Genomic DNA, 16,551 nt, shown 5'->3' with positions numbered 1-16,551 from the left:
ACGGGGCAGGGCCCGGCCCGCGGGTCTGCGGGGTCCCCAGGACCTCGCGCAGACGGCGGCGGCGCCGACCCCCGGAGGGACCGGCGCCGCCGATGCTGCCGCACTCAGGCGCGCGGCTTCTCGCGCATCTCGTAGGTGGCGATGAGGTCACCGAGCTGCAGGTCGTTGTACGACCCGAGGTTGATACCGCACTCGTAGCCCTCACGGACCTCCGTGACGTCGTCCTTGAAGCGACGCAGGCCGGCGATCTCGACGTTCTCCGAGACGACCACGCCGTTGCGGGTGATCCGCGCCTTGGAGCCGCGCTTGATCTCGCCGCTGCGCACGATCGAACCGGCGATGTTGCCGAACTTGCTCGAACGGAAGATCTCGCGGATCTCCGCCGTGCCCAGCTCGACCTCCTCGTACTCCGGCTTGAGCATGCCCTTGAGCGCTGCCTCGACCTCCTCGATGGCCTGGTAGATCACCGAGTAGTAGCGGATCTCGACGCCCTCGCGCTCGGCGTAGTCGGCGTTCTGCCCCTCGGCGCGAACGTTGTAGCCGATGATGACCGCGTTGGAGGCCATCGCGAGGTTGATGTTGTTCATCGTGATCGCACCGACGCCGCGGTCGATGATGCGCAGGTCGACCTCGTCGCCGACGTCGATCTTGAGCAGCGCGTCCTCGAGCGCCTCGACCGAACCCGACACGTCACCCTTGAGGATGAGGTTGAGGGTCTCGACCTTGCCCGCCGCGAGGGCCTCGTTGAGGTCCTCGAGCGAGATGCGCTTGCGGGCCTTGGCCAGCACGGCCTGACGGTCGGCGGCCTCGCGACGCTCGGCGATCTGTCGGGCCGTGCGGTCGTCCGGCGCCACGACGAACGTGTCACCGGCGCGCGGCACCGAGGAGAGGCCGAGGACCTGCACGGGACGGGACGGACCCGCCTCGTCGACGTTGTTGCCGTGCTCGTCGAGCATGGCTCGGACGCGGCCGTGCGCCGAGCCGGCGACGATCGAGTCACCGACGTGCAGCGTTCCGGTCTGGACGAGCACCGTCGCGGTGGCGCCGCGGCCACGGTCGAGGTTGGCCTCGATCGCGACGCCGCGAGCCTCCTTGTCCGGGTTGGCCCGCAGGTCGAGGGCAGCGTCCGCCGTGAGGAGGACCGCCTCGAGCAGACCGTCGATGTTCTGACCCTGGCGGGCCGAGACGTCGACGAACATCGTGTCGCCGCCGTACTCCTCGGCGATGAGGTTGTACTCGGTCAGCTGCTGACGCACCTTGGCCGGGTTGGCACCCTCGACGTCGATCTTGTTGACGGCCACGACGATCGGCACGTCGGCAGCCTGCATGTGGTTGAGCGCCTCGATCGTCTGCGGCATGACGCCGTCGTCGGCGGCGACCACGAGGATCGCGATGTCCGTGACCTTGGCACCACGGGCACGCATGGCGGTGAACGCCTCGTGACCGGGGGTGTCGATGAAGGTGATCGCGCGGTCGACGCCCTCGTGCTCACGGTGCACCTGGTAGGCACCGATGTGCTGGGTGATGCCGCCGGCCTCGCCCGCGACGACGTCCTCGTTGCGGATGGCGTCGAGCAGGCGCGTCTTTCCGTGGTCGACGTGGCCGACGACGGTGACGACGGGCGGACGGGCCTCGAGGTCCTCGTCGTCCTCGCCCTCGATACCGGTCTCGAGGTCGATGTTGAAGGAGTCGAAGAGCTCCTTCTCCTCCTCCTCCGGGGAGACGACCTGGATGTCGTAGCCGAGCTCGGCGCCGAGCACCTTGAAGGTGTCCTCGTCGAGGGACTGCGTCGCCGTGGCCATCTCACCGAGGTGGAAGAGCACGGTGACGAGCGATGCCGGGTTGGCGTTGATCTTGTCGGCGAAGTCCGTCAGCGACGAGCCGCGGCGCACGCGGATGGTCGTCTTGCCGTCGCCACGGGGGACGGTGACGCCACCCAGGCTCGGCGCCTGCATCTGCTCGAACTCCTGGCGCTTGGCGCGCTTGGACTTGCGTCCGCGGACCGGACGACCGCCACCGCGGCCGAAGGCACCTGCCGTCGATCCACGACCACCACCGCCACCGCGGGGGCCGCCGAAGCCACCGGGACGACCGCCGGCGGCGCCGCCGGGACCACCGCCGAAGCCACCGCGGCCACCTGCGCCGGGACGGCCGGGGCCGCCGGCCGGGCGCTGGCCGGGACGGCCGACGGTGCTGCGCTCGGGCATCATGCCCGGGCTCGGACGGGGACCGCCCGGACGCGGGCCGGCACCGGGAGCACCGGGACGTGCGCCGGCCGGGGCACCGGGGCGCGCGCCACCGGCGGGAGCGCCGGGACGCGGACCACCAGGACCGCCGGGACGCTGCTGCGGCCGCGGCATGCCCTGGCTGGAGCTGAACGGGTTGTTGCCCGGACGCGGACCGGCGTCGCCACCGGGACGAGGCGCACGGGTCTGGCCCATGCCCTGGCTCGGCGCGAACGGGTTGTTGCCGGGACGCGGCTGTCCGGGACGGGGCGCCGGACGCGGCGACGCGGGGACGCCGGAGGTCTGCTTGCCCTCGTCACGGCTGGACTGGACCCGCGAGGGGGCCGGAGCCGAGGCAGCGGGGGCGGCCGGGGCCGGAGCCTTGGGCGCCGGAGCGCTCGGGGCCGGCGCCGACGGGGCCGGTGTGGACGGGGCGGGGGCTGTGCTGCGAGCCGCCGGAGCCGCGGGCATGGGGGCCGACGGACGCGCCGGCGTGGCAGTGCCGGTCGAGGCCGGGGCTGCCGGCGCAGCGGGGGCAGGCTTGCGAGGCGCGGACGGAGTCGCGCCGGTGGGGGCGGCCTTGGGCGCCGCCTGCTTGGTGTCGCCGCCGGTCGCGCCGTCCCGGGGGAACGTCTCGATGATCTTGCGGACGACGGGGGGCTCGATGGTCGACGACGCCGACCGGACGAACTCTCCCTGGCTCTTCAAATGTGCGAGCAGTGTCTTGCTCTCGACTCCGAGCTCCTTGGCGAGCTCGTAGACCCGGACCTTAGCCACATCTCTCCTGTTCCTGGTCCGGCCTGAACAGGATGTGGCCGAACCGTGGGTTATTGCTGGGGCTTGCTCATCGCTGAGTACTCATCGGGTGCTCATAGCGTTTCAACCCGCCTTGTGGTTCGTTGACTGATCTCTGACTGATCTGGTGCGTCCCGTTGCCGGGCTGGGCACCGAAGGCTGCTGCTCGGGCTGCAGGCCCAGGTGCTGGGCCACCGCGCTGACGTCGAGCGCGACCTGCAGGCGCAGGGCTCGTCCGAACGCCTTTCGGCGCATCGCCAGCTCGAAGCAGTCCGGTGTCGGGTGCAACCAGGCACCTCGTCCCGGCATCCGATGCCGTGGGTCGGGCCGGAGGGTGACCGGCGAGCTCTCGCCGGCGCCTTCGTCCGTCGCCGCGACCACTCGCAGCAGGGCCGACCAGCTATCCGATCCTCGACATCCCACACAGGTGCGGGATGGCTCGTCGCGGAGTCCAGTCCGGTCGGCCACAGACGAGTCTACCGCGTCCGGGCCGCTCTCCGCTCCACCGGGCACCACCGGGGGCAGGCTCAGGCGTCGCCGGAGCGGGCGCTGCCACCTTCGGCAGCCGGAGCGGCGGCCTCGGTGTCGGGCCGGATGTCGATGCGCCAGCCGGTCAGCTTGGCGGCGAGGCGGGCGTTCTGCCCCTCCTTGCCGATCGCAAGGCTCAGCTGGTAGTCGGGCACGACCACCCGGGCCGTGCGTGCCGCGGCGTCGACGATCTCGACCGACTGCACGCGAGCCGGCGACAGCGCCGCGGCCACGAAGGTCGCGGGGTCGTCGGAGTAGTCGACGATGTCGATCTTCTCGCCGCGCAGCTCGGTCATCACGGCCCGGACGCGGGCGCCCATCGGGCCGATGCAGGCGCCCTTGGCGTTCACGCCCGCCACCTTGCTGTGCACGGCGATCTTGGTGCGGTGGCCGGCCTCGCGGGCCAGGGCCGCGATCTCGACCGTGCCGTCGGCGATCTCGGGCACCTCGAACTTGAAGAGGGTGCGCACGAGGTTGGGGTGGGTGCGGCTGAGGCCGACCTGGGGACCCTTGGGGCCGCGCTTGACGCTGACGACGAAGCAGCGCAGCCGCTCCCCGTGGACGTAGCGCTCCCCCGGCACCTGCTCGGCGAGCGGCAGGATGCCCTCGAGCGTGCCGAAGTCCACGAGCACGTTCCGGGGGTCCTGGCTCTGCTGGATGATCCCCGAGATCACATCGCCCTCACGCCCCTTGAAGTCGCCGAGGATCGCCTCGTCCTCGAGGTCGCGCAGGCGCTGGACGATGACCTGGCGGGCCGTGGACGCGGCGATGCGGCCGAAGCCCTCCGGGGTGTCGTCGTACTCGGGGCCGGGCTCGCCGCGCTCGGGCCGCTCGCCCTCCTCGGCCGGAAGCAGCTCGCCCTCCTCGCGGGCCCAGACGATGACGTGCCCGGTCTTGCGGTCGAGCTCGACGCGGGCGAGCCGCTGGCTGCCGTCGGTGCGGTGGTAGGCCACGAGCAGGGCCTGCTCGATCGCCGGGATGAGCACGTCGAGGCTGATGTCGCGCTCCCGTTCGAGAGCGCGCAGGGCTGCGAGGTCGATGTCCATCAGTGGTCCCCTTCTCGGGCGGACGTGTCGTCCGGTGCGTGGGTGTCGTCAGTGGGCTCTGCCCCGGGGCGCGTGAACTCGACCTGGACCGTGCCCCGCTGAACGCCGTCGATAGCCAGGTGCACGGTGCGCTCCGGAGTCTTCTTCGTGGCCGGGACCTCGAGGGTGAGCGTGTCGGCGCCGACCTCCACGAGGCGGCCGGTGTCGGTGCCGTCGCGGTGCACGACCTCGAGCAGGCGCCCCACCTGGCGGCGGAGCTGGTCGCGCGAGGCGAGCGGGCGGCCGACACCGGGCGAGGAGACCTCGAGCACGTAGGGGCTCTGGCCCATCACGTCGCCGGCGTCGAGCTCGTCGCTCACCGCGCGCGTGGCGTCGGCCACGGCATCGAGCGACAGCGGCGGGACGACGCTCGTGCCGTCGGACGCGTCGAGGCCGCTGATGTCGGAGTCGACGAGCACGCGGACGAGTCGACGCTTGCCGGCGGGAGACACGGAGACGTCCTCGACGACGAGCCCGAGGGGCGCGAGCACCGGCTCGAGCGTCGCTCTGATCTCCTGGGCCGTGCTCATCAGTCGACGCCTCCTGCTCTTCTCGAATGTCCGGTCGGGCGCCCCGAAGGGCGGTGCCTGCACCGCGTGCCCACCACTCTATCGGCGCAGCGCGGTCCTCGCGGACAGCCGACCCCGTGCGAAGATCTCGCCATGGACGGCGACACCCGTGGGCTCGGGTCACGGGCGGACAGGGGTGCCGGACATCCGACACGGCGGCTGCTCGTGCTGGGTGGCGCCGCAGCCGGGCTCGCCCTGCTGGTCGACCACGGCCTGCGGGTCGAAACCCCGCAGCCTCCCCCTCCGGTCCCCACCCGCCGTCCCGCCCCGGACGAGGCCCTGCTGCTGTCCGCCCTCGCGGGGCTGGAGCGCTTGCGCCGGTCCGAGACCGCCGTGCTCTCCGCCCGCGAGGACGCCCTCGTACGCCGGTTGCGCACCCTCGGGGACGAGCAGGTGCGCGTGCTGCGCGGCCGGCTGACGAATGCCGGCGTGCCGACAGCGGTCATCGACGCCGCCGTGACGAGCTCCCCGGACACGGCCCCGACCACGTCTCCCACTGCGTCCTCCATCGTGACCACCACGCAGTCCTCCCCGGCGTCAGGGAGCGGCGACGTGCGTACAGACACCGCGCTCGCGCAGCTGATGGTCGAGTCACTCCGCGCCGAGGACTGGGAGGCCCTGGCCGCGTCGACGGCGGGGACCCGCCAGCTCCTCGCAGCCGCCTACGCGCAGCGCCTGGCCGGCGCGCTGCTGCTGGGAGCCGCCCTGCCACCGTCCCCGACGAGCCCGGTGCGGCCGCAGCTGCTGGGCCGCACGCAGTCGCTGTTGTACGCCTTCGAGGTGGTCGCCGCGCAGAGCACCGGCGCCCAGCGCCGCACGGCCCAGGCGACCCTCACGGGGCTGGGCCGGCTGGAGGACACCCTGACCAGCACCAGCTCCACCGAGGTCGCCGGCTGGTCGCTGCCGTATCCCGTCACGACGGCGCAGGCCGCACGGCGCCTCGCCACCGACACCCTGTCCTCGGCCGTCGACGCCGCCGCCGTCCTGGGCCGCTCGGACCCGTCCGCTCCGTCCCTCGAGGACGCGGCGCACTGGAGCGCGCGCCTCCAGGCGCTCGCCGTCGACTGGAACCTGCCCCTGACCGCCTTCCCCGGAGCGAGCACGTGACCTACGACCCGATGTACGACCTCATCCCCGCACTCTTCGCGCACGAGGTCAGCGGCTACGAGGCCGACGGCTACGTCTCGGGCGAGGACTGGATCGACGACCTGCCGGGGCTCATCACCGACCTGCTCGCCGAGTGGGAGCTCGAGCCCATCGGGCGACCGTCCAGCGGCGTCTGCGCGGTAGCCATCCCGGTGCGCCTGCTCGGCGCCGGCCGCGACGTCGTCGGGGTGAGCGGCGAGGGCATCCTCAAGATCTCCTGGCCCCACCCCGAGGCAGCGACCGAGCACCTGGCCCTGCAGGCGTGGAACGGCCGGGGGGCCGTCCGGCTCGTGCGCGCCGACCCCACCCGGTTCGCGCTGCTGCTCGAGCGCCTGCACCAGCGCGACCTGACGCGGCTCGACATCGACAACGCGTGCGGCGTGATCGGTGACCTCCTCGCGGTGCTGCGCCGCCCGGCGCATCCCCGCGTCCCGCGCCTCACGGCATACGCCCTCAGGCAGGCGGAGGAGCTGCGCCGCGCACCCGCGGTGCTCCCCCGGCGCTACCTCGACCAGGCGGCTGGGCTCGCGGCCGAGCTCGCCGAGCGCTCGGCCGACGAGGACCGCCTGCTGCACACCGACCTGCACTACACGAACGTGCTCGGCGCCTACCGCTCGCCGTGGCTCGCCATCGACCCCAAGCCGATGTCCGGAGACCCGGCGTTCGAGGTGGCTCCCGCACTGTGGAACCGCGCCGACGAGCTGGGCACCGGGTCACAGGTCAGGTGGTCGCTGCGCCGCCGCCTCGAGATCATCTGCGAGCGCGCCGGCATCGACGAAGCCCGCGCCCGGGCGTGGACCATCGTGCGCGAGGCCGACAACGCCGTCGACGCGGCTGAGCGTCTGTCGGGTGGCCGAGACGATCCCGCCGCGCACGACCGGATCAGCCTCGCCGTCATGGTGATCAAGGCGATGAACGACTGACCGCAGCCGGGCACGGCGCGGACGAGGTGTCCGAATCGTTTGATCAAAACGTTTCGACTCGAGGTCCTTGAAGCCTTAGCCTTGTGCGGCACCCCCACCCCTTTTGTCGGAAAGACGCCTGCCCGCATGCCTCGCCTCGCCATGCCCACGCTCCGCGGACCCCGCGCGAACGCCGCCGAACCCACCCCAGCCCGGGAGATCGCGCGCATCGCGGTGCCGGTCAGCATGGAGTTCGTCCTCATGCTGGTGCTGAACTTCGTCAACCAGATTGTCGTCGGCAGCCTCGGCGCCACCGCCATCGCCGCCGTGGGGTTCTCCAACAGCCTGACCTTCATCCTCGCCGTCACCCTAGGCTGCTTCGGCACGTCGGTGAGCATCCTCGTCGCACGGGCGCACGGCGCCGGGCGGCGCGGCGAGCTCGACCACACCGTGACGGCGGCCATCCTCGTGGCCGGCAGCCTCGGCGTCGTCGTGTCCGTGGTGCCGTGGTTCTTCGCCGACCACCTGCTCTCGCTCGTGGGCGCGTCGCCCTCCGTCGCCGGTGTCGGCACCGACTACTTCCGGCTCACGGTCCTGTCCACGCTGCCGGTGATGCTGAGCGCCATCCTCTCCGGCGTGCTGCGCTCGGCGGGGCGGCCCACGAGCCCGATGATCGCCACGATGGTCACGGTCGTCGCGAACTCGGTGATCGCGTACTCCCTCGTCGTGGGCGTCGGTCCGCTGCCCTCGCTCGGCGTCGCGGGCGCCGGGTGGGCCACCCTCGTCACGGCCGTCGCCAAGGCGCTGATCCTGCTCTGGATGACGCTCGGGCGCCGCGGCGTGGTCGGGTGGAGCCTGCCCGACTCGGTGCGGCAGTGGCGCGCCGTCATCGTCCCGCTCGTCGTGCTCGCGCTGCCGCTGGGCGTGACCGAGCTGTTCTGGACGGTCGGCACCTTCCTCTACAACGTGGTCTTCCAGAAGCTCGGCGACCAGGCCCTCGCCGCCGCGCAGATCGTCACGACGATGGAAGGCGTCTTCATCGTCGGCAGCATCGGGCTGATGAGCGCGACCACGACCCTCGTGGGCCGGTCGGTGGGACGAGGTGACGTCAGCGACGCCACCGCCTGGGTCCGCCGGCTGACGCGGGCAGGCCTCGGCACCGCCGCCGTCTTCGGCGTCCTCTTCGCCGCCTCGGTGCTGCTGCTCGACGTCCTCTTCGGCGAGGCCGGCCGCGACGTGCGCACCATGGCCGGCGTCGGCATCCTCGTCAACGCCGCCTTCCAGGTGGTCAAGGTGCGCAACATGATCGTCGGAGCCGGGGTGCTGCCCAGCGCCAACGACGTGCGCGGCGTCATCATGGGCGACGTGGTCAGCGCCTTCGTCGTGGGCCTGCCGCTCGCAGTCCTCCTCGGTCTGCACACGCCGCTCGGCTACGTCGGGATCTTCGCGGCCCGCGTCATCGAGGAGCTGGCGAAGCTGCTGATCTTCAGCTGGCGTGCCCGGCGGATCCGCTGGGAGGCGCTCGTGCCGCACCGCTCCGAGGTCGCGACAGCGGCCTGAGGACGCGACAGCGGCCTCAGCGGCGACCGCCTGGGCCCGGGCACGGCATACGTCGTCGGTCCGCCTTGTTAGGGTCCAGGCGTGCTCGGACGACTCCTCATCCTCCTGCTGTCCGTGCTCCCCAAGCACGGCCTGAGCCGTGGCGCCGGGTGGCTCGCCACCCGCTCGATCCGCAAGGGCTGGCGTGCCCCCGTGCACCGCGGCTACAGCCGGGTCTTCGGTGCGCGGCCCGAGGAGGCGGCGCTGCCCCTCGAGGACTACCCGACGCTCAACGCCTTCTTCACGCGGACGCTGCGCCCCGGCCTGCGCCCGGTCGCCGCCGGGTCGCTCGTGTCGCCCGTCGACGCGACCGTGGGCGCCTACGGCACGGTGGAGTCCGACACCCTGGTGCAGGCCAAGGGACGCAACTACTCCCTGGCCGCCCTGCTGGGCAGCCGCGAGCTGGCCGACCGGTTCGACGGCGGCACCTACACCACGCTCTACCTCTCGCCGAAGGACTACCACCGCATCCACGCGCCGGCGACCGGGTCGGTCGCCGCCGCCACCTACATCCCCGGCGAGCTGTGGCCCGTCAACGTGGCTGCCGTCGCCAACGTCGCCAACCTCTTCGCGGCCAACGAGCGCATCGTCGTCGAGCTCGACGTCGATGGCGGCGGTCGCCTCGCCCTCGTCGCGGTGGGCGCGACCATGGTCGGCATGACGCGCCTCGTCTTCGACGACGAGCTGCACACCAACGCCCGCCGCAGGCAGGTCCAGCACCGCCGGTATGACCCGCCGGTCCGGCTCGACGCCGGGGCGGCGTTGGGCCACTTCGAGTTCGGCTCCACCGTCGTGCTCGTGTGCTCCCCCGACGCCGGCACCATCGACCACCTCGAGCTCGGTGCGACCCTTCGCATGGGAGAGCGGATCGGCACGCCCTCCCCCGCCGGCTGAGCCGTTTGCCGCCGCCTGGCGCCGCTGGGTACGGGCACGGCGTCCGCCAGACCTGCGTCGCCCGGGAGGATGTCCTCATGACCAACCGACTCGCGGCCGCGACGAGCCCCTACCTCCTGCAGCACCGTGACAACCCAGTGCACTGGCAGGAGTGGGGCGACGACGCGTTCGCCGAGGCGCGTCGGCGCAACGTGCCCGTCCTGCTGTCCGTCGGCTACGCCGCCTGCCACTGGTGCCATGTCATGGCGCACGAGTCGTTCGAGGACGAGACGGTGGCGGCCGTGCTCAACGAGCGGTTCGTGTCGGTCAAGGTCGACCGCGAGGAGCGCCCTGACATCGACGCCGCCTACATGTCGGCCGTCACCGCGACCACCGGCCACGGTGGGTGGCCGATGACGGTCTTCCTGACGCCCGAGGGCGAGCCCTTCTTCTGCGGCACGTACTTCCCGAAGGACCACTTCCTCCACGTGCTCGCCGCCCTCGACGAGGCGTGGCGCACCCGCGAGCAGGACGTGCGCGCCTCGGGGACCCACATCGCGACCACCCTCGCCGCCTCCCTGCGCCCGCCGACGCCGTATGCCGTCGAGCCGGCCGCACTGTCCTCCGCGGTCGAGCGCCTGTCTCGTGAGTTCGACGACGTCTCAGGCGGTTTCGGGGGTGCACCGAAGTTCCCGCCGTCGATGGTGCTCGAGTTCCTGCTGCGCCACCACGCTCGCGCCGGCGAGCGGACCTCCCTGGCGATGGCCGGTCGCACGCTGGAGGCGATGGCGCGCAGCGGCATGTACGACCAGCTCGCCGGTGGCTTCGCCCGCTACGCCGTCGACGCCCGGTGGGTGGTGCCGCACTTCGAGAAGATGCTCTACGACAACGCCCTGCTCCTGCGCGCCTACACCAGCTGGTGGAAGGTCACCCGCGATCCCCTGGCCGAGCGAGTGGTCACCGAGACCGTCGACTTCCTGCTCCGTGACCTCGCCACGCCCGACGGCGGCTTCGCCTCCTCGCTCGACGCCGACGCCGCTGGGGTGGAGGGGCTGACGTACGCGTGGACGCCCGACCAGCTGCGCGATGTCCTCGGCGACGCAGACGGCCGCACGGCCGCTGCCCTCCTTGTCGTCACCGAGGAGGGCACCTTCGAGCACGGCGCCTCCACCCTGCAGCTGCCCGTCGACGCCTCCGACCCGTCGTGGTTCGAAGGCGTGCGGTCCCGGCTGCTCGCAGCGCGAGCCGACCGCCCCCAGCCGGGTCGTGACGACAAGGTGGTCACGTCGTGGAACGGGCTGGCCCTGTCCGCCCTCGCGGGAGCAGGCGCGGTGTTCGAGCGGCCCGACTGGGTCCAGGCGGCGCGCCGGTGCGCCGCACACCTGCTCGAGGTGCACCTCGTGGACGGGCAGCTGCGGCGCGCGTCACGCCACGGCACCGTCGGAGCCGCCCGGGCGGTGGCAGACGACCACGGCAACCTCGCCGAGGGCCTGCTCGTCCTGCACCAGGTGACGGGCGAGGTGCAGTGGCTCGAGGCCGCCCGGGGCATCTTGGCGACCGCCCGAGCCTTCGCCGCCGACGACGGCGGCTTCCACGACACGGCCTCGGGCGCCGAGTCGCTCTACCTCCGGCCGCGCAGCGCCGCGGACAACGCCGAGCCGGCCGGACAGTCCGCCCTCGCCGGCGCGCTCGTCACCCTCGGGGCCCTCAGCGGCGACGCCCGGGCCCTGGAGGACGGTGCCCGCGCCACCGCCGCCGGCCTCGGGCTGGCCGTGCGGGAGCCGCGGTTCGGCGGCTGGTCGCTCGCGGTGGCCGAGGCGCTCGTCGCCGGCCCCCTGCAGGTCGCGGTGGTCGGGGGCGGGCCGGACGCGGACGCGCTGGAGCGAGTGGCCCGACGCTCCCCCAGCCCCGGGCTCGTCGTGGTCCGTGGAGAACCGGACGCGCCGGGCGTCCCCCTGCTCGCCGACCGCCCGCTCCTCGACGGGCGGGCAGCCGCCTACGTCTGCCGCGGGATGGTCTGCGACCTGCCCGAGAGCAACGCCGAGGCCCTTGCTGCCCGGCTGGACGTGCCCGGCACGTGACGTACGGATCCCGCTGTCCAGGCGCCCGCGACCTGCCGACCATCCCGTTCTGCCCAGTCCAAGCCGCGCATTCTGCAACAATCGCGGCATGATGAGCCCCACCCGCACCGCCGTCGTGGTCGAGGACGACGACGACATCCGCGAGCTCATCACGCACAGCCTGACGATGCAGGGCTTCGACGTGTCCGCGGCCGCCTCGGGCCAGGCCGGACTCGAGCTCGTCGGGTCCGTCGACCCCGACCTCGTCACACTCGACCTCGGACTGCCCGACCTCGACGGCATCGAGGTGTGCCGGCGCGTCCGCGACGTCAGCCAGGCCTACGTCGTCATGATCAGCGCCCGCACCGACGAGATCGACCGCCTGATGGGCCTCGAGATCGGGGCCGACGACTACCTCACGAAGCCGTTCAGCCCGCGCGAGCTGCAGGCTCGGGTCAACGCGATGTTCCGCCGCCCGCGCACCGGTGCATCCGGCGCGGCTGACGTCGCAGCAGCCAACGGTGCCGGCGGACCGACGGGCGGGCACGTGTCGCCGGCCGCCACCGCGACCGTCGAGGCGGAGCCGGCCCTCGTGCGCCACGGACGGATCACGGTCGATCCCGAGAGCCGGGTCGCCATGGTCGACAGCCACGAGGCCGACCTGACCCGCACCGAGTTCGACCTGCTGACGACCCTGATGAGCGCGCCCCGGCGCGTCTGGTCCCGGGCCGTGCTGCTCGAGAGCCTGTGGGGGCCGGGGTGGTCCGAGGAGCACCTCGTCGAGGTGCACGTGGGCAACCTGCGCCGCAAGCTGACCCGGCTCGGACCGGCCGGCATGCGGGCGCCGATCCGCACGGTGCGCGGGGTGGGCTACCGCATGGAGGAGCCCGACTCCTTCTGAGGCTCACCCTCCGGCGCGCGGTGGCGTCCTCGGGTCAGGTGACGACAGTCAGGCCCGGCCGCTCGAGGTGCGACCTGAGCGCGGAGCGTGCGCGGTCCGCGAGGCCGAGCATCCAGCTGCCCCGCTCGCGGGCGAGGTCGGCCTCGCCGCGTCGCACGGCGTCGATGACCTGGAGCGCGGCCGCCTCCAGGCCGACGAGGCCCACGGTCGCCGACGAGACGCGCAGGCTGAGGAGCACGTCCATCGCGGCGACCTCGTCGCGGTCGGCGAGCGCCGATGCGGCACGCGCGAGGCGCACGTCGAGCATCCGGAGGTAGGTCCCGGCGATCGACCGGGCGAGCTGCTCGCTCTCGAGCTCGGAAGCGAGCCGGCTCAACGCCGTGGGGTCCAGGTGCTGCTCGCCGCTCCCGGCCGGCTCAGCGGCCACGCTGCACCCGCAGCACGCGCAACGTGCGGAGCAGCTGGCCGGCGTCAGGGCCGGGGGCCCGAACCAGCAAGACAGGCTGCGCGCCGCCCCCGGCAAACGGCAGCGGGGCGGACCAGCCTCCCACCAGCTGCTCCGCCCCGTCCCGGTTCTCTCCCCCCAGCACGTCCTTCGAGGTGGCCCGCCGTCCGTGGGGTGTCCGCTGACCGCGCACCGGCACTGCAGGGTCAATGCGAGTGCTGCTGGTCATGACGCCCCCACGGATCGGCGGGCTCTCGCCCGAAGGTCTTCCGTCAGCGGGTGGTCCCCCAACCGGTCCTGCTGACAGAGACAACTCTGCCCGGGCTCCTGCAAGAGGCGAGGCGCCTGGCGCGCACGGTTTGCTCAAGAAACGCGCAAGCAGGTTGGGTCTGTCTCCCGACGCGACCGCACCGGCAGCTCAGCACACCTCGAGCAGGGGCCTCACAGCTCCGTCGCGCTGTAGCCGGCCGCCTCGAGCTCGAACGCCGCGCGGGTCTCGGCCGAGCCGACGAACAGGGCCGTGGCCCAGATGTCCGCCCACAGCAGGGTCGGTCCCGTCACCGTCACAGATCCGGGCCGGCCGATCATCGCACCGACGACGGGGTCGTACAGGTGTGCACCGCGGGCGGCGGTTCCGGAGGTGGCGACCGCTCCCCGCACGAGGGTCAGGGTGTGGCCGATGCGTTGCCGGTCGCGGGGGTCCTCCACGCCGACGCGCCAGGTGATGGCCGCCGGCCCCGCCGTGGGCAGGTCCGGGTGGGCGCCCACGAGCACGTCGCCGCCGGCGCTGATGCAGAAGGAGATCCCTTCGAGCTCGACCAGCGGGGCGGAGGCTCGGTCGACGGCCCAGCCCTTCACGAGACCGGTGGGGTCGAAGGCCAGGTCCCCGTCGCCGGTGGGCAGCAGGGTGGTGAAGGCTCCGCGGGTGACGGCCTCGGCCTGCTGTCCGATGGCCAACGCCTCCTCGAGCAGGGGGCTGCACTGCGAGACCGGCACCTCCTCGCGACGCAGCCGCATCAGGTCGGAGTCGTCGCGGTAGGTGGAGAAGATCGCATCCATCTCGCGGAGGACGGCGAAAGCCTGCGCCACCGCGCGCTCGGCCCGCTCGCCGTCCACCTCGGCTCCCCGCAGGTGGATCGAGATGGGCATCCCCATGATCTGCTCGACCCACGCGCGGCGCGCCGGCGCCGTGGGAAAGGGCGGCTTGGCGGTCACACCTGAGGGCCTGTCTCCTGGGCCTGTCATGGGCTGCTCCTCCTCGTACGCGTGCGGTGCTCGGCCGCTCTGGTGGGTCTCACAGGTGCGCTGCGTCGATCGCGGACTGCAGCGACTGCGTGTAGCCCTGCCAGGTGTAGGTCGCACCGGAGACGACGTCGATCTGCGCCGACTGGGCGCTGACGGCCTCCTGGTTGTAGACCGGCACCGCCATGGAGTTGATCATCTCGTCGTGGCGGTCCTCCATGGGGACCTGGAGCACGTCCACGGCGGTGATCTTGCCGCTCTTGACGGTGATCTGCACTTGCACGTTGCCGTAGCGGGTCATGATCGCGTCACCGGCGTACGTCTTCGCCGCGGTCGAGGTCCTCGCCGAGGACGACGAGGACGAGCCCGAGGAGCCGGAGCCCGAGGACGAGCCCGACGTCGCGGAGGCCGACGTCGGGTCCTGTCCGGCGGAGTCGGCCGAGGAGGCGGCGGACGAGCCAGAGCCGGACCCCGTGCTGTCGGAGGTCTTGCTGCTCGTGGTGACCGGGCGGGTCTCCGCCGCCACGATCGCCGTCGAGCTGCGCGAGGTGTGGTAGCTGAAGAGCAGGACGAGCACGGTCAGGGTGCTCATGGCCCAGAGGACGATACGGCGCATGGTGAGGCTCGATTCGCGAAGTGGGTCGGACGGTGACGAGGGTCGTGGGTGCGGAGGCGGCGCCACCGCGATCAGTAGGTGAAGCGCTCGTGGTGGACGGCGTCGGCCGGCACGCCGGCCTCGCGGGCGGCTGCGATGACGGCGTCCATCCAGGCGGGGTTTCCGCAGACGTAGACGTCCCGTTCGGCGACATCGGGGACGATCCGTCGCAGGGCCTCCGCGTCGCCGATGTGCCCAGCCTCCGCGGGCAGCCAGCTGTCGCGCTCGCGGTTGCGGTGGCCGACGACCGCGACGACGCGCCCGCCCTTGGCCCGGGTGAGGTCGAGCAGCTCGTCCGCCAGGACGATGTCCGACTGGCTGCCGACGCGGTAGATCACGACGACCCCGTCGGGGGCCGCGGGCAGCTCCTCGAGGATCGCCCGCAGCGGCGTGATGCCGATCCCGGCGGCGATCAGCACCGCCTTGTGCCTGGTGCGCACTCCGGTGTGCATCCGGCCGTAGGGCCCTTCCACCACCACTCTCGTGCCGGGTCGCAGCCGGGCGAGCCTGGAGCTGGAGTCGCCGACGGCCTCGGCCGTGATGCGCAGCGACCGGCCGTCGGGAGCCGCCGAGAGGGAGTAGGGGTTGCCGCGTGTCCAGCCCGACCCGTCGAGGAAGCGCCACTGGAAGAACTGGCCGGCGCGGACGGGGAGCCGATCGAGCCGGCGACCACGCATGACGACCGACGTGACGGTCGGCGACTCCTGCACCACCTCCGTGACGACGAGGCGGTGGCGCGCGGAGCGGGCGATCGGCAGGCCCACCCGGTAGACGAGCACGGACACGAGGGCGAAGGCGTACAACCCCCACCAGAAGACGGTGGCGACGGTGTTGGTCTTGAAGTCCTGGCCGGTCCAGAGCTGGTGCGGCAGGGCCAGACCGGCGCCGAGATAGGCGTAGAGGTGCAGCAGGTGCCACGACTCGTAGCGCAGCCGGGCCCGCGCCTTCTTGACCGACGTGACGACGACCATGACGAGGGCCACGGTTCCGGCGAGCGCCAGCAGCATGCCGGGCGAGTGCAGCACCTGGTCCACGAAGGTGGCCACGACGCCCAGGGCCGTGCCGGCGCTGTACCCCACGGTGATGAGCACGATGTGGGCCACCATGAGGTTGAAGGAGGTGAAGCCGACGACCCGGTGCACCCGGGCGAGCTCGTCCTGGCCCCAGGCCTGCTCGACCATGGGGATCCGTGCCATGAGGAGCACCTGCAGCAGCATCAGCACCGAGGCGACCAGGCCGGTGAGTCGGCCGATGTTGGTGACGCCCTCACCGAGGGAGCCGAAGGCGCTCAGGCCTCCCCCTGCCACCCAGAGGGCGACGACGAAGAGCGTGACGCCCCACGCGAACACGGCTGTCGCGTCCCGCCACCAGCGCGGGGTGTGGGCGAGAGCCCGGCGCCGCGACGCCACACCGCCCACGCGGTCCTGGCTGTCGGGCAGCGCGAGAGAGGTCATGGTGCTCAGGTTCGGGCCGGCTGCTGTGCGTGGGCTGTGGCCCGGTTCGTGCTCTCGTGTGAGGTGCTGCGC

14 protein-coding genes are annotated in these 16,551 nt (G+C 72.6%); 6 read left to right on the top strand and 8 right to left on the bottom strand.

The annotated features are described in order from the left end of the window. Nucleotides 1-104: 104 nt before the first annotated feature. From infB to AB0316_RS12335, 4 genes are all read right to left on the bottom strand, one after another. On the bottom strand, nt 105-3,002 hold the full coding sequence (gene infB, locus AB0316_RS12350) for a translation initiation factor IF-2 (protein ID WP_366273306.1): 2,898 nt from the start codon (nt 3,000-3,002) through the stop codon (nt 105-107). 102 nt (nt 3,003-3,104) lie between these two features. Then, nucleotides 3,105-3,443 (bottom strand): YlxR family protein, encoded by a 339-nt coding sequence (locus tag AB0316_RS12345; RefSeq protein WP_366273348.1) that lies wholly within the window; start codon nt 3,441-3,443, stop codon nt 3,105-3,107. A gap of 104 nt (nt 3,444-3,547) precedes the next feature. Further along, entirely contained in the window at nt 3,548-4,594 is a 1,047-nt protein-coding gene (gene nusA / locus AB0316_RS12340; RefSeq protein WP_366273305.1) for a transcription termination factor NusA, read from the bottom strand. After that, complete coding sequence (locus AB0316_RS12335; RefSeq protein WP_366273304.1) at nt 4,594-5,163, bottom strand: ribosome maturation factor RimP; 570 nt, start codon at nt 5,161-5,163, stop codon at nt 4,594-4,596. Before AB0316_RS12335 ends, nusA begins: the two co-directional genes overlap by 1 nt. Before the next feature lie 132 nt (nt 5,164-5,295). Here AB0316_RS12335 and AB0316_RS12330 point away from each other — a divergent pair, with 132 nt between their 5' ends. The 6 genes from AB0316_RS12330 (at nt 5,296) to AB0316_RS12305 (ending at nt 12,683) form a co-directional block, all read left to right on the top strand. Then, a complete protein-coding gene (locus AB0316_RS12330; RefSeq protein ID WP_366273303.1) occupies nt 5,296-6,309 on the top strand; it encodes a hypothetical protein in 1,014 nt (337 codons plus the stop codon). Next, the gene (locus tag AB0316_RS12325; RefSeq protein WP_366273302.1) at nt 6,306-7,271 is read left to right on the top strand and encodes an aminoglycoside phosphotransferase family protein; all 966 of its coding nucleotides are present in this window, start codon (nt 6,306-6,308) and stop codon (nt 7,269-7,271) included. The genes AB0316_RS12330 and AB0316_RS12325 overlap by 4 nt, the downstream gene beginning before the upstream one ends. 141 nt (nt 7,272-7,412) lie before the next feature. Then, entirely contained in the window at nt 7,413-8,810 is a 1,398-nt protein-coding gene (locus AB0316_RS12320; RefSeq protein ID WP_366273301.1) for an MATE family efflux transporter, read from the top strand. 81 nt (nt 8,811-8,891) lie between these two features. Beyond that, a complete protein-coding gene (gene asd / locus AB0316_RS12315) occupies nt 8,892-9,743 on the top strand; it encodes an archaetidylserine decarboxylase (RefSeq protein WP_366273300.1) in 852 nt (283 codons plus the stop codon). A 77-nt stretch (nt 9,744-9,820) separates the two neighbouring features. Beyond that, entirely contained in the window at nt 9,821-11,803 is a 1,983-nt protein-coding gene (locus AB0316_RS12310; RefSeq protein ID WP_366273299.1) for a thioredoxin domain-containing protein, read from the top strand. An 88-nt stretch (nt 11,804-11,891) separates the two neighbouring features. Next, complete coding sequence (locus tag AB0316_RS12305; RefSeq protein WP_366273298.1) at nt 11,892-12,683, top strand: response regulator transcription factor; 792 nt, start codon at nt 11,892-11,894, stop codon at nt 12,681-12,683. Nucleotides 12,684-12,717: 34 nt separating this feature from the next. On the opposite strand, the gene AB0316_RS12300 is transcribed toward AB0316_RS12305, so the two are convergent. From AB0316_RS12300 to AB0316_RS12285, 4 genes are all read right to left on the bottom strand, one after another. After that, the gene (locus AB0316_RS12300; protein ID WP_366273297.1) at nt 12,718-13,110 is read right to left on the bottom strand and encodes a hypothetical protein; all 393 of its coding nucleotides are present in this window, start codon (nt 13,108-13,110) and stop codon (nt 12,718-12,720) included. A 459-nt stretch (nt 13,111-13,569) separates the two neighbouring features. Then, nucleotides 13,570-14,373: an FAD:protein FMN transferase gene (locus AB0316_RS12295; protein WP_366273296.1), complete on the bottom strand. Its 804-nt coding sequence runs from the start codon at nt 14,371-14,373 to the stop codon at nt 13,570-13,572. Between the two features lie 49 nt (nt 14,374-14,422). After that, a complete protein-coding gene (locus AB0316_RS12290; RefSeq protein ID WP_366273295.1) occupies nt 14,423-14,962 on the bottom strand; it encodes an FMN-binding protein in 540 nt (179 codons plus the stop codon). Nucleotides 14,963-15,057: 95 nt separating this feature from the next. Then, nucleotides 15,058-16,479, bottom strand: coding sequence for a ferredoxin reductase family protein (locus AB0316_RS12285; protein WP_366273294.1), 1,422 nt, complete (start codon nt 16,477-16,479; stop codon nt 15,058-15,060). Nucleotides 16,480-16,551: the final 72 nt, after the last annotated feature.

The organism is Terrabacter sp. NPDC080008, from assembly GCF_040702505.1.
GTDB lineage: Bacteria > Actinomycetota > Actinomycetes > Actinomycetales > Dermatophilaceae > Terrabacter.
The sequence above is the reverse complement of the archived record's forward strand: the minus strand, read 5'-3'. Positions and strand labels throughout refer to the sequence as shown.

Excerpts from the sequence above, each read along its gene's own strand:
- nusA (WP_366273305.1), bottom strand. The coding sequence starts at position 4,594 with ATGGACATCGACCTCGCAGCCCTGCGCGCTCTCGAACGGGAGCGCGAC.
- AB0316_RS12335 (WP_366273304.1), bottom strand. The coding sequence starts at position 5,163 with ATGAGCACGGCCCAGGAGATCAGAGCGACGCTCGAGCCGGTGCTCGCG.
- AB0316_RS12330 (WP_366273303.1), top strand. The coding sequence starts at position 5,296 with ATGGACGGCGACACCCGTGGGCTCGGGTCACGGGCGGACAGGGGTGCC.
- AB0316_RS12320 (WP_366273301.1), top strand. The coding sequence starts at position 7,413 with ATGCCCACGCTCCGCGGACCCCGCGCGAACGCCGCCGAACCCACCCCA.
- AB0316_RS12310 (WP_366273299.1), top strand. The coding sequence starts at position 9,821 with ATGACCAACCGACTCGCGGCCGCGACGAGCCCCTACCTCCTGCAGCAC.
- AB0316_RS12305 (WP_366273298.1), top strand. The coding sequence starts at position 11,892 with ATGATGAGCCCCACCCGCACCGCCGTCGTGGTCGAGGACGACGACGAC.
- AB0316_RS12295 (WP_366273296.1), bottom strand. The coding sequence starts at position 14,373 with ATGACAGGCCCAGGAGACAGGCCCTCAGGTGTGACCGCCAAGCCGCCC.
- AB0316_RS12290 (WP_366273295.1), bottom strand. The coding sequence starts at position 14,962 with ATGAGCACCCTGACCGTGCTCGTCCTGCTCTTCAGCTACCACACCTCG.
- AB0316_RS12285 (WP_366273294.1), bottom strand. The coding sequence starts at position 16,479 with ATGACCTCTCTCGCGCTGCCCGACAGCCAGGACCGCGTGGGCGGTGTG.